The sequence below is a fragment of the Streptomyces physcomitrii genome (assembly GCF_012273655.1).
Taxonomy (GTDB): Bacteria; Actinomycetota; Actinomycetes; order Streptomycetales; family Streptomycetaceae; genus Streptomyces; species Streptomyces physcomitrii.
Window position 1 is genome coordinate 245,492 of sequence record NZ_JAAWWP010000007.1, and the last position, 12,170, is coordinate 257,661.

11 protein-coding genes are annotated in these 12,170 nt (G+C 75.5%); 10 read left to right on the forward strand and 1 reads right to left on the reverse strand.

Translation table 11 applies throughout. From position 1 onward, the window contains the following. Positions 1 to 55: 55 nt before the first annotated feature. The 10 genes from HFV08_RS14345 (at position 56) to HFV08_RS14390 (ending at position 11,040) form a co-directional block, all read left to right on the forward strand. Complete coding sequence (locus HFV08_RS14345; RefSeq protein ID WP_168539611.1) at positions 56 to 949, forward strand: Rossmann-like domain-containing protein; 894 nt, start codon at positions 56 to 58, stop codon at positions 947 to 949. Beyond that, the gene (locus HFV08_RS14350; RefSeq protein ID WP_168539448.1) at positions 946 to 2,139 is read left to right on the forward strand and encodes a PLP-dependent cysteine synthase family protein; all 1,194 of its coding nucleotides are present in this window, start codon (positions 946 to 948) and stop codon (positions 2,137 to 2,139) included. The genes HFV08_RS14345 and HFV08_RS14350 overlap by 4 nt, the downstream gene beginning before the upstream one ends. Beyond that, on the forward strand, positions 2,136 to 3,287 hold the full coding sequence (locus tag HFV08_RS14355; protein ID WP_168539449.1) for an enolase C-terminal domain-like protein: 1,152 nt from the start codon (positions 2,136 to 2,138) through the stop codon (positions 3,285 to 3,287). The genes HFV08_RS14350 and HFV08_RS14355 overlap by 4 nt, the downstream gene beginning before the upstream one ends. Next, positions 3,284 to 3,454: a hypothetical protein gene (locus tag HFV08_RS14360; protein WP_168539450.1), complete on the forward strand. Its 171-nt coding sequence runs from the start codon at positions 3,284 to 3,286 to the stop codon at positions 3,452 to 3,454. Before HFV08_RS14355 ends, HFV08_RS14360 begins: the two co-directional genes overlap by 4 nt. After that, the gene (locus HFV08_RS14365; RefSeq protein ID WP_168539451.1) at positions 3,451 to 4,713 is read left to right on the forward strand and encodes an MFS transporter; all 1,263 of its coding nucleotides are present in this window, start codon (positions 3,451 to 3,453) and stop codon (positions 4,711 to 4,713) included. The genes HFV08_RS14360 and HFV08_RS14365 overlap by 4 nt, the downstream gene beginning before the upstream one ends. 11 nt (positions 4,714 to 4,724) lie before the next feature. Further along, entirely contained in the window at positions 4,725 to 5,630 is a 906-nt protein-coding gene (locus HFV08_RS14370) for a class I SAM-dependent DNA methyltransferase (RefSeq protein ID WP_168539452.1), read from the forward strand. Between the two features lie 103 nt (positions 5,631 to 5,733). Further along, positions 5,734 to 7,329, forward strand: coding sequence for an ABC transporter substrate-binding protein (locus HFV08_RS14375; RefSeq protein WP_168539453.1), 1,596 nt, complete (start codon positions 5,734 to 5,736; stop codon positions 7,327 to 7,329). Then, on the forward strand, positions 7,326 to 8,279 hold the full coding sequence (locus HFV08_RS14380) for an ABC transporter permease (protein WP_168539455.1): 954 nt from the start codon (positions 7,326 to 7,328) through the stop codon (positions 8,277 to 8,279). The genes HFV08_RS14375 and HFV08_RS14380 overlap by 4 nt, the downstream gene beginning before the upstream one ends. Beyond that, positions 8,276 to 9,445, forward strand: coding sequence for an ABC transporter permease (locus tag HFV08_RS14385; RefSeq protein ID WP_376770630.1), 1,170 nt, complete (start codon positions 8,276 to 8,278; stop codon positions 9,443 to 9,445). The genes HFV08_RS14380 and HFV08_RS14385 overlap by 4 nt, the downstream gene beginning before the upstream one ends. Continuing rightward, positions 9,424 to 11,040, forward strand: a complete 1,617-nt coding sequence (locus tag HFV08_RS14390; RefSeq protein ID WP_168539457.1) for an ABC transporter ATP-binding protein — start codon at positions 9,424 to 9,426, stop codon at positions 11,038 to 11,040. Before HFV08_RS14385 ends, HFV08_RS14390 begins: the two co-directional genes overlap by 22 nt. A 247-nt stretch (positions 11,041 to 11,287) precedes the next feature. Here the strand turns inward: HFV08_RS14390 and HFV08_RS14395 are convergent, their stop codons facing one another. After that, on the reverse strand, positions 11,288 to 12,034 hold the full coding sequence (locus tag HFV08_RS14395; RefSeq protein WP_168539459.1) for an ankyrin repeat domain-containing protein: 747 nt from the start codon (positions 12,032 to 12,034) through the stop codon (positions 11,288 to 11,290). Positions 12,035 to 12,170 lie beyond the last annotated feature (136 nt).

Below are 12,170 nucleotides of genomic sequence, written 5' to 3' on the forward strand. Positions count from 1 at the left end.
CACACCCACCAACGCATCCGCATCCGCGCCCCGCCCCGCGGACCCCGCCCTCCCCCTGGCCTCCTCCTACGAGGACCTGCTCACCCGGGTCCGCGCCGGTGAGCTGGGCCCCGACCCGCGCGAGGAGCGTGTGGCGGTGGCCTTCGGCACCCGGCAGGCGGTGCGGCACGACGGGCGCGGCGGCGGCTACCGCAACGAGGTGCTGAGCCTGCGGCTCGGTGCCGCGGTGGGTTCCTGCGCCGTGGAGCCGGGGCAGCTGCCCGCCGAGGCGCTGGACGACTGCGTGGGCGCCGATGTGGCGAGCCTGCTCGGGCATCCGCTGCCCGCGGTGCGGGTTGCCGCCCTGGACGCCTATCTGCTGCGGCACTTCCCGCACCTGCCGGAGAACGGCGCCTCGCCCTGGTCGCTACCGCCGGGCAGTTCGCTGGAGAAGTCCCGGGCGCGGGCCCGCGGTGTCGTCGGCCTGCTCGACCTGCCGCCCGGCGCCCGGGTCCTGGTGGTGGGCGTCGTCAACTCCCTCCTGGAAGCCCTGCGCGAGCGCGAACTCGCCTACGTACCCTGCGATTTGAAGGGCGGCACCACCGAGTGGGGCGAGCCGGTGCGCACCGGTGCCGCCGAGGCCCTGGACGAGTGCGCGGCGGTGCTCGCCTCCGGGATGACGCTCGGCAACGGCAGCTTCGAACCGCTGCGGCGGCACGCGAAGCACCACGGCAAGCAGCTGGTGATGTTCGCGCAGACCGGCAGCGCGGTGCTGCCGCGGCTGCTCGGCGCCGGGGTGAGCGCGGTCTGCGCGGAGCCCTACCCCTTCTTCTGGCTGGACGGCGGCCCCGGTCTCGTGCACCGCTACCGGGCCGCGCCCGGCCGCTCCGGGGCCACCGCCGCGTCCCGCCGCTCCGGGGCCGCCGCGGACCGGTCCGCCCGTACCGCCGGGAACGGGGCCGCCCGATGAGCCCCGCCCCCGCCCTGCTCGCCGCCCCGCGCGGCAACCGAGAGCTGCTCGCCCTCCTCGGACGTACCCCGATGGCCCGGATCACCGCCGAACTGCCCTGCCCGCAGCCCGGGTTCTGGGCCAAGCTCGAAGGGCTCGGCGCGGGCGGCATGAAGGCACGGCCCGCCGTCGCGATGCTGCTCGGCGCCCGCGAGCGCGGCGAACTGCGCCCGGGCGCACCGGTGGTGGAGTCCACCTCGGGCACCCTCGGCATCGGCCTCGCCTTCGCCGGACAGGCCCTCGGCCACCCGGTCGTCCTGGTCGGCGACAGCGAACTGGAGCCTTCCGTACGGCAGTTGCTGCGCACCTACGGGGTGCGCCTGGAGCTGGTGGAGCGGCCCGCCGTGCAGGGCGGCTGGCAGGCGGCGCGGCTGGCCCGGCTGCGGGAGCTGCTCGCCGAACTGCCCGGCGCCTACTGGCCCGACCAGTACAACAACCCGGATAACACCGCGGGTTACGCGTCTCTCGCCGCCGAGATGGCCGCCGGACTCGACCATCTGGACGTCCTGGTGTGCAGCGTCGGCACCGGCGGGCACAGCGCCGGGGTGGCCGCGACCCTGCGCCGCCACTGGCCCGCGCTGCGCCTGATCGGCGTGGACGCCACCGGCTCCACGATCTTCGGCCAGCCCGCGCGGCCCCGTCTGATGCGCGGCCTCGGCAGCAGCATCCACCCCCGCAATGTCGCCTACGAGGCCTTCGACGAGGTGCACTGGGTGGGGCCCGCCGAGTCGGCCGACGCCTGCCGCAGGCTCGCCACCGGCAACTTCGTCAGCGGCGGCTGGAGCACCGGCGCGGTCGCCCTGGTCGCCGCCTGGGCCGCCCGCGTCCACCCGGGCGCGGTCGTCGCCACCGTCTTCCCGGACGGCCCGCACCGCTATCTCGGCACCGTCTTCGACGACGGCTTCGCCGCCGCGCACGGACTCGACCTCGCCCGTGCGGCCCGGCGGCCGGTCGAGATCCCGCACCCGGCCGCCGCCGAGGCCACCGGCTGGGCCCGCTGCCGCACCGTGACCGACCCGCTGCGGCGCCCCGCCCGCGTCCCCGGCCGCCCCGCCCGCGTCCCCGGCCGCCCCGCCCGCGTACCCGACCGCCTCGCCCCCGCGGCCGAGCCCGCCGCCCTCGCCCCTCTCGCACCCCCGGAGGCACCGTGAAGGCCGCTCAGCAGACCGTGCGGCTGCGCCTCGCCGAACCGCTGCGGATATCCCGGTCCACGATGGCCGCCAGGGACGCCGTCTGGCTGGCGGTCGAGCACGAGGCCCGTATCGGCCACGGCGAGGCGGTGACCAGCACGTACTACGGGCTGGACGCCGGGACGCTCGGGCGGCTGTGCGCCGAGGCGGGCCGCGAGCTGGCCCGGTTCGCCGAGCCGGAGAGCGCCCTGGACGCGCTGCGCTCCGGTGGACTCCGCTGCGCCCAGGGCCCGCCCGCGGTGACCGCGGCCGTCGACTCGGCCCTGCTCGACCTGGTCGGCAAGCGCGCGCTGCGCCCGGTGCACCAGCTGCTCGGCGCCACCGAGCCGCCCCGGGCGGCGACCGCGCGCACCCTCGGCATCAGCGCCCCCGCCGAGGCCGCGCGGACCGCCGCCCGGCTCGCCGCGGCGGGCTTCACCACACTCAAGATCAAGGCCGGATCCGCCGACCCCGCGGACGACCTCGACCGGGTCGCCGCCGTCCAAGCCGCCGCCCCCGGGGCCGAGTTGCTGCTCGACCCGAACGGCGCCTGGAGTCTCGCGCAGGCCCGCGCCCTGCTCCCGCGCTTCGCCGCGCTCGGCGTCACCGCGGTCGAGCAGCCCCTCGCGCCCGGCGACCCGGAGGCCCTGGCCCGGCTGGCCGCGACCTCCCCGCTGCCGGTGATCGCCGACGAGGACGCGGTGGGCCTCGCGGACGTGCGGCGCCTCGCCGGGCGGGTGCACGGCATCAACGTCAAGCTCGCCAAGTGCGGCGGACCCAGCGCCGCGCTGCGCCTGGCCGAGGCGGTCGAGGGCAGCGGCACCGCGCTCATGCTCGGCTGCCTCACCGCCAGCAGCCTCGGCCTCGCCCCCGCCGTCCACCTCGCGGGGCGCGCCCGCTGGACCGACCTCGACGGGCACCTGCTGCTCGCCCACGACCCGTGGACCGGCATCGGCGGCGAGCACGGCGTGGTGGCCGCGAGCCGCCTGCCCGGCCTCGGCATCCGCCGCCGGACCTCCGGAGAGCGAGCGGCCGGAGACCAGACCCCTGGAGACCGGACCCCCGGAGACCCGATCCCGGGGAACCCGCCACCCGGACCCCCGACCCCCGAGAACCGGGCGACCGCATGAGCCGCGCCCGGGTGACCTGCCACCGGATGCGGCGCCTGCTGCTGCGCGCCACCGCGCCGCGTACCGCCGCCGGGCACGGCACCACCTCCCACACACCGGACCACCCACCGCACGAGGGCCACGGCGCCGCCGACGGCCCGCACACCGAGGGGCACAGCACGGCATGAACGCACTGCGCGAAATGCGGAGGTTCCCGCTCGCCGTCCAGTTGCTCCTGGTCAACCAACTCGGCGTCAACACCGGCTTCTACCTGCTCGTCCCCTATCTCGCGGTGCACCTCGGGGAGGACCTCGGGATGTCCGCGGCGCTCGTCGGCATCGTCCTCGGGGTGCGCAACCTCAGCCAGCAGGGCCTGTTCCTGATCGGCGGCTCGGCCGCGGACCGGCTCGGCGCCCGCGGTGTGATCATCGCGGGCTGCGCGCTGCGCACCCTCGGCTTCGCGCTGTTCGCGCTCGGCGACTCGCTCGCCGTGCTGCTCGCCGCCTCCGTGCTCAGCGGGCTCGCCGGGGCGCTCTTCAACCCGGCCGTACGCGCCTATCTGGCGACCGAGGCCGGGGCGGACAAGGCCGGGGCCTTCGCGCTGTTCAACGTCTTCGCCACCACCGGCGCGCTGATCGGGCCGCTGCTCGGCAGCGCCCTGCTCCTGGTCGACTTCCGGGCCTCCGCGCTGACCGCCGCCGCGATCTTCGCCGTGCTCACCCTCGCCCAGGCCCTCGTGCTGCCCGCCCGCGAGGTGGCGCCGACCGGCTCCAGCCTGCTCGGCGACTGGCGGGAGGTCGTCTCCAACAAGCGGTTCGTGGCCTTCGCGCTCGCCATGGTCGGCATGTTCACCATGGAGAACCAGCTCTATCTGCTGATCCCGGACGGCGCCCGCCGCGCCACCGGCTGGGACGGCGCCGCGGGCCTGGTCTTCCTGGTCGGCACCGTCACCAACCTCAGCCTCCAGCTGCGGATCACCCGCGCCCTCAAGTCCCGTGGCAGCAGGGCGCGATGGATCAGCGGCGGGCTCGCCCTGATGGGCCTCGCCTTCCTGCCGCCGATGACGGTCGCCGCGCTCGCCACCCCGGACGGACTGCTGCCCGCGATCCTGCTCGCCCTGCCGGTGCTCGCCGGCGCCCTGCTGCTCTACCTCGGCGTGATGATCGCCCAGCCCTTCGTCATGGAACTCGTCCCCGACTTCGGCCGCGGCGAACTCACCGGCACCTACTTCGGCCTGTTCTACGTGGTCTCCGGCATCGCCGCCGCCGGGGGCAACGCGGTCGTCGGCTGGGCCATGGACGCGGGCGCCCGCACCGGATCCGCCTGGCTGCCCTGGGCCTGCTGCCTCGCCTTCGGCCTGCTCTCCGCCGCCGCCGTGGCCTGGCTGCACCGCCTGCGCTCACTGCCCGCGAGGCCCGCCCCCGTACCGGCGCCCGTCCAGGCCTGAAGGAGACCGGCATGCCCAGCACCGACCACCCCGAACCCGCCCACCAGGACGGCTCCCAGGGCGCCCGCGAGGGCAACTTCCTCACCGACAACCCCGAGTTGTACGAGGCGCGCTTCCCCGACCCCACCCGGCTCGCGGGCCGCTGGGCCGAGGACGTGCTGCGCCGCCACCACGCCGGGCGGCGCGTCCTGGACCTCGGCTGCGGCACCGGCCGCGACGCCGCCCGACTGCACCGCGCGGGCCGCGAGGTGACGGCCGCCGACCTCTCCGAGACGATGCTCCGGTACGCGGCGGCCCACCACCCAGGACCCCGGTACGTACGGGCCGACCTGCGCCGCTTCCACCTCGGCGAGGACGCCTTCGACGCCGTGGTCTGCCTGGACAGCGCCCTGCTCTACTGCCACACCAACGAGGAGCTCGACGGCTTCCTGCACTCCTGCCGCACCGCCCTGCGTCCGGGCGGGCTGCTCCTCGCCGAGATGCGCAACGGCGCCTTCTTCCTGGGCAGTTCGGAACTCCTCGGCGCCCCGGCCCGCGGCGGCTTCGACTGGCAGGGCACGCACTACACCTCCACCACCCATCTGCACCTGGACCACGCCGCCCAACTCCTGCGCAGGCTCCGGGTGTTCGTCTCCGACGACGGGGCGCCCCCGGTGGTCCAGCGCTCGGCCTGGCGGCTGCTCTTCCCGCAGGAGCTGCGGCACTTCCTCGCCGTGCACGGCTTCGAGGTCCTCGCCCTGTACGACCGCCCGGGCCCGCGCACCGAACCGCCCTGGCAGCAGGGCGAGGAGCCCGGCACCAGCGCCTCCGCCGACCGCCTCCACCTGGTCGCCCGCCTGCGCCGCGGCGCCCCCGGATCCGTACCGGGAGCCGTCCCCACCCCGCGTCCGGCCCCAACAGGCCCTCAGACGCCCTGACGTCACGACCGACCGACTCCGTAAGCACCCCGACGCCACGCCCCCGAGCCCAGCACAGCAGAGCCCAGCCCAGCACGGCAGAGCACAGAACGGCAGGACCGCCATGAACGACGCCACCCCCCGACCGCCCGACCCCGCACCCCGCTTTCCCGGCCTGCACCGCCGCGGCTTCCTCGCCGCCGGCACGGCCGCCGGGCTCGGCGCCCTCGCCCTCACCGGCTGCGGCTCCTCCGGCGGCGAGGACGGCTCCGGCGACGGCAGGCCCCGCCGCGGCGGCAGGCTCCGGGCCGCCTTCGCGGGCGGCGGCGCGAGCGAGACCCTCGACCCGCACCTGGGCAACCTCTTCGCCGACGCCGCCCGCGCCAAGGCCCTCTTCGACAAACTCGCCGACTACGGGCCGGACTTGGCAGCCGTACCGCGGCTCGCCGCCCGCTGGGAACCCAACGCCCGGCTGGACCGCTGGCGCATCACCCTGCGCGAGGCCGTCTTCCACGACGGCACCCCGGTCACCGCGAAGGACGTCCTGTACAGCTACCGCCGCATCGCCGACCCGAAGAAGGCCTACCGCGCCAAGGCCTCCCTGGAGCCCATCGACCTGGCCGCCAGCCGGGCCGTCGGCACCCGTACCGTCGAGTTCGTCCTCAAGCGCCCGACCGCCGAACTCCCCAATGTGCTGGCCGCGTTCGGCGCGTACATCGTCCCGGCCCGCACCCAGGACTTCGACCGCGCGCCGGTCGGCAGCGGCCCCTTCCGCTTCGTCTCCTTCCGGCCGGGACGCTCCACCGTGCTTTCCCGCAACGAGGACTACTGGGACGGCGCCCCGCACCTCGAAGAGCTCGAATTCCTCGTCGCCAACGAGGAGTCGGCGCGCGTCAACTCCCTGATCGGCGGCCAGATCGAGTACGCCCACGAGCTGAACCCGACCAGCGCCCGCGCCCACGAGAAGGGCGGCCGGATCGGCATCGTGCGCCTGTCCGGCAGCGTCATGCAGGCCTTCGCCATGAAGACCGACCGCCCGCCCTTCGACGACCCCCGGGTCCGCGAGGCCTTCTTCCTCATCGCCGACCGGAGGGAACTCGTCGACGGCGCCCTCTCCGGCGCGGGCGAGATCGGCAACGACCTCTTCGGCAAGGGCTACGAGTTCTATGCCGACACCCTGCCGCAGCGCGAACAGGACCTCGGCCGCGCCCGGAAGCTCCTCAAGGCGGCGGGCGCCGAGAACCTGCACGTCACCCTCGACACCTCCGCGGTGGCCGCCGGATTCACCGAGGCCGCCACCATCTTCCGCGACCAGGCCGCGCGGGCCGGGGTGAAGGTCAAGGTCCGCCTCGGCAGCAAGGACAGCTACTGGCAGGACATCCTCGACTCCGGCACCCTGTGCTGCTACCGCTCCGGCGCCATGCCCATCGAAGCGCACTTCTCCCAGCGCCTGTTGACCGATTCGACCACCAACGCCACCCACTGGCGGCACCAGGACTTCGACGCCCTCTACCAGCAGGCCCAGTCCACCCGGGAGAAGAAGGCCCGCGGCGCCGTCTACGGGCGGATGCAGCGCCGCCTGCACACCGAGGGCGGCTTCCTCGTCTGGGGCTTCGGCGACATGGTCCTCGGCACCGCGGAGAAGCTGCGCGGAGTCGAGGCGAAGGCCCCCGCCAACACCCTCGACTGGGCGCGCTTCGACAAGGTCTGGCTCCGGTGAACGCACTCGGCGCCTTCGCGCTGCGGCGGCTGCTGCTCGGCCTCGGGCAGACGGCCGCCGTGGTGCTCCTGGTGTTCGCCCTCACCGAGGCGCTCCCCGGCGACGCCGCCGTAGCCCTCGCCGGGGACCAGCCCGACCCCGCCCGGATCGCCGCCATCCGGGAGGCCATGCACCTGGACCGCCCCGCCCACGAACGCCTCCTGGACTGGGCGGGCGGCCTCCTCCACGGCGACCTCGGCACCTCCCTGGTCTCCGGCCGCCCCGTCACCTCCTACCTGTCCGGCGGCTTCGGCCCCACCCTCCAACTGGCCGCGCTCACCCTCGCGTTGCTCCTGCCGCTCGCGCTCGGGCTCGGCGTGCTCGCCGCGGCCCGCGCGGGCGGCTGGGTGGACCGGCTGGTCAGCGCGCTCACCCTCGGCGTCTACGCGGTACCGGAGTTCGCCCTCGGGGTCCTGCTGATCAGCCTCTTCGCGCTGCACTGGGACCTCCTGCCGCCCACCGCCGTCGGCACCTCCGGCTCCCTGCTCGACGACCCGGCCGCCCTCGTGCTGCCCGTCGTCGTACTGCTCTCCCGCCCGGTCTGCTCGCTCGCCCGGCTGATCCGCGCGGGCATGATCGAGGCCCTGGACTCCCCCTACGCCGCCCAGGCCGCCCGCTACGGAGTCTCCGGCACCCGCATCCGCTGGGCCCACGCGCTGCCGCACGCCGTCGCCCCCGCGGTGCAGCAACTCGCCCGTACCGTCGACTGGTTGCTCTGCGGCGTCATCGTCGTGGAGGCGCTGTTCGTCATCCCCGGTCTCGGCACCGTCCTGGTCGCCGCCGTCGCCGAACGCGACCTGCCCGTCCTCCAGGGTCTCGCGGTCGTCTTCGGGGTCCTGACCGTCCTCGTCAACCTCGCCGCCGATGTGGTGGCCCACCGCTTCACCCCACGGACGGAGGCGGCGGCATGACCCCGGCCGATACCTCAGCCGCCAAGACCCCAGCCGAGACCTCAGCCATCACCCCGGCCAAGACACCGGCCATGACCAGGGGCGCGGTCAAGTCCGCCTCTCCACACACCCGTTGGCGGTTCCTGCCCGGTCTGCTGCTCACCGTGCCGCCGCTGCTGCTCGCCCTGTGCGGGCCCTGGTTCGCGGGGGAGGCGGGGCGGCGCGGGGCCTCCTTCACCGCGGGCGGCGGCCATCCGCTCGGCACCGACTTCGTGGGCCGGGACGTCTGGCGCGAGATCCTGCTCGGCGGGCGCTCGGTCGTCCTCGTCGCCCTCCTGGCCACCGCCCTGATGTATCTGCTCGCCCTCCCGATCGGCCTGGCCTGCGCGCTCACCTCCCGCCGCTGGCTGGACGACCTGCTGATGCGTCCCCTCGACGTGCTGCTCGCGGTGCCCTCGCTGCTCGCCATCCTGCTGGCCTCCGCCGTACTCGAACCGGGCCCGGTCGGACTCGCGCTCCTGGTCGCCGCGGTCAACGTCCCCGACGCCGCCCGTATCGTGCGCACCGTTGCCGCCGAGGCCGCCGCCCGCCCGGCCGTCGAGGCGCTGCGGATGCAGGGCGAGAGCCGCCTCCGCCTCGCCTTCGCCCAGGTGGCACGGCAGTCGCTGCCCACCCTCGCCGCCGACGCCGGGGTCCGCCTCACCGGCGTCCTCTACCTCGTCGCCACCGCCGCCTTCCTCGGCGTCGGCGTCGCCCCGGACGCCTCCGACTGGGCCGTCATGGTCGACCGCAACCGCACCGGCCTCTTCCTCCAGCCCTGGGCGGTGGTCGTCCCCGCCTTCCTCATCGTCGCCCTGACCATGGGCGGCAACCTCCTCGCGGACGCGGCCCTGACCAAGAAGGACGACCGGGCCGGGTACGGCGACCGGGCCGATTACGGCGAGGGGGCCGGGTACGGCGAGCGGGCCGAGAACGGCGAGGGGGCCGGGTACGGCGAGGGGGCCGGGTACGGCGAGCGGGTTGAGCGTGGCGATGGGGCCGAGCGCGGCGAGCGGGCCGAGCGGAACGACGACGACCCGGCCGAGTCGGACGACCGGGCCGAGTCGGACGACCCGGCCGAGCCCGGCACCGAAGCAGGTCTCGCTCACCGAAAGGAGCCCCGCCGATGGAAGCGGTCGCCGAAATAAGCGAGTTGAGGGTCGAGGCCGGGGGCCGTCTGCTCGTCGACGGGGTGAGCCTGCGGGCGCTCCCGGGCCGGGTGACCGCGCTCGTCGGCCCCTCGGGCAGCGGCAAGACCACCACCGGGCGCGCGCTGCTCGGCGAGTTCCCGCCGGGTGCGCGGGTGACCGGGCGGCTGCGTACCGCCCCCGGCGGCGTCGGCTACGTCCCCCAGGACCCGGCCTCGGTCCTCAACCCGGCCCGCCGGGCGGGAGCCCTGCTGCACGACATCGCCCGCCTCCGGGTACGCCACCTGCCGCGCCCCGCCCGCGCCGAGGCACTCCGCCGGCACCTCGAAGAGGCCCTGGAACAGGCCCAGTTGCCCGACGGCACCGCCCTGCTGCGCCGCTATCCGCACCAGCTCTCCGGCGGCCAGCAGCAGCGCCTCGTCCTGGCCCAGGCACTGCTCGCCGGGGCGGGCGCGGTGGTGGCGGACGAGCCGACCACCGGCCTCGACGTCCTCACCCGGCGCGCCGTCGCCGACCGCCTGGCCGCCGTCGCCGCACAGGGCATCGCCCTCGTCCTGCTCAGCCACGACCTGGAGCTCGTCCGCGCCCTCGCCGACGAGGTGCTCATCCTCCACCAGGGCAGGGTGGTGGAGAGCGGCCCCGCCCCTCGCCTGTGGACCGCCCCGCGCTCCCCGGTCACCCGCCAACTCCTGGGCACGGCAGGGGAGAAGGGCGGCGACACGTCGTACGAACCCGAACCCGAGCCCGGTACGGCGGCCGTACGCCCCGCACCACCGGCCACCGGCGATCGACCAACTCCCCGTGGACGCTTGGATGTTGAGGGCCCTGGCCCGGCAGTCCTCTCTATCCGCGAACTGGTGGCCCGGCACGGCCGCACCACTTCCCTCCGGATGCCCGAACTCGACGTCCGGGCGGGGGAGTGCCTCGCCGTGGTGGGCCCCTCGGGCAGCGGCAAGACGACCCTGGGGCGCTGCCTGGCCGGTCTGCACCGCGACCACACGGGACGGCTGCTCCTCGGCGGGACCCCGCTGCCCCGCAGCCTGCGCCGCCGCTCGACCGCCCAACTGGCGCAGGTCCAGTACGTGTTCCAGGACGCCCGCGCCGCCTTCGTGGCCACGTGGCCGGTCCTCGACCAGGTGGCCCGTACGGCGGTACGGCTGCGCGGCGCGGACCGGGCGGCGGCCACCCGCGAGGCGCTCACCGTGCTCGCCGCGCTGGGTCTGCCACCGGAGACGGTACGCAGGCTGCCCGCCGCGCTCTCCGGGGGCGAACTCCAACGGGCCGCGCTCGCCCGGGGCTTGCTGGCCCACCCCCGGGTACTGGTCTGCGACGAGATCACCTCCGGCCTGGACCGCGCCTCCCGCGACACCCTCCTCGCCTTCCTGCGCGCCCGCCTCGACCAGGACCCCGGCCTCGCCCTCCTCCTGATCACCCACGACCGCGACACGGCCGCCCTCGCCGACCGCCTGGCCGTACTGGACGACGGCGAGATCCTGCAACAGGGCCCGGCAGCAGAGGTGTTGGACCGCCCCGCGCACGCCTTCACGCGGGCGCTCGCTGGGCGGGCCGCCAGCAGGGCGGCGCCTGCGGGGTAGCACGCCCTTCACCCGGGTGCTCTCGGGCCGGGGCTGCTCGGCCCCCGGGTGAGCCGGGGCTGCTCGGCTGCTGGGTGAGTCGGGGCTGCTCAGCCGCCAGGTGCGCCGGGCCTGCCTTGCTGTTGGGTGATCCAGGCCTGCTCAGCGCTGTTGGGTGAGCCAGGCCTGCTCAGCCCCCGGGTGAGTCGAGGGCATCGGCCCCTCTCATTCCCCTGGGCTCATTGCCCCGGGCTCACTTCCCCTGGGCTTATCCCCCCGGCGCCCCCGCGGTTAGCCACTCCACCACCGCCTGCGTCCGGGCCGGATCCTCGGCCCCCTCCGCGAGCTGGGCGCGGGCGGCGTCCAGCGGGGTCAGCCCGTCCCAGCCCACCCAGCCGGGATTGGCGCCGAGTCCGCGGAGGTACTGGGCCGTGGTCAGCCGGCCGCCGTGGCAGGCGCCCCAGAAGGCCCGGGTGAGGTCCTCGGCATCCGACCGCCCGGAGCGTACGTACTCCTCGACCACCTCCCGCAGACCGAGGGTCGCCGCGTCCTGGAGGGTCGTCCTGGCGCCGTGCGCGAGGAGCCTTCTGGCCGCACGCCACTGGCCGAAGGCGCGGGCGTCGGCGAGCGGGGTGCCGCCCGCGATGACCGCGCCGTCCGCCTCGATGTCCGCCCCGGCGTCGAGAAGCGCGTCGAGGGCCTCGACATCGTCGCAGCTGGCCGCCCAGTGCAGCGGCGTCTCCCGGTGGGCGCCGCCGAACCGGGCGTTCGGATCGGCACCGGCCGCCACGAGGAGGGCCACCGTCGCACCGACGCCCGGGCAGTGGCCCGGCCAGTCGGTGGCCAGGTGCAGCAGACTCCGCGTACCGCCGCCGCAGCCCTCGGCCGCATGCGTCACGCGGGCGGTCGCGAGCCCGGGGTGCGCGCCGAGCAGCCGCCGCAGTTCCGCCAGGTCACCGGAGCGGATCGCCCCGGTGACCGCGACGGCGAGCGGGTCCTGCGAGGTGAGCTTCACTTCCCGGTCTCCTTTCCTTCTTCTCCTTGTTCCTGCTTCCTTCTTCCGCAGGTGCGCGCGCCGTCTCGCGCTGCCCTCTCCGAGCGGTTTCCCGCACCGTGTCGTCGTCCTGCCCCGCACGGTAGCGATCGCCACT

Coding starts and splice junctions, on each gene's coding strand:
- HFV08_RS14350 (WP_168539448.1), top strand. CDS start 946: ATGAGCCCCGCCCCCGCCCTGCTCGCCGCCCCGCGCGGCAACCGAGAG.
- HFV08_RS14370 (WP_168539452.1), top strand. CDS start 4,725: ATGCCCAGCACCGACCACCCCGAACCCGCCCACCAGGACGGCTCCCAG.
- HFV08_RS14365 (WP_168539451.1), top strand. CDS start 3,451: ATGAACGCACTGCGCGAAATGCGGAGGTTCCCGCTCGCCGTCCAGTTG.
- HFV08_RS14375 (WP_168539453.1), top strand. CDS start 5,734: ATGAACGACGCCACCCCCCGACCGCCCGACCCCGCACCCCGCTTTCCC.
- HFV08_RS14390 (WP_168539457.1), top strand. CDS start 9,424: ATGGAAGCGGTCGCCGAAATAAGCGAGTTGAGGGTCGAGGCCGGGGGC.
- HFV08_RS14385 (WP_376770630.1), top strand. CDS start 8,276: ATGACCCCGGCCGATACCTCAGCCGCCAAGACCCCAGCCGAGACCTCA.
- HFV08_RS14360 (WP_168539450.1), top strand. CDS start 3,284: ATGAGCCGCGCCCGGGTGACCTGCCACCGGATGCGGCGCCTGCTGCTG.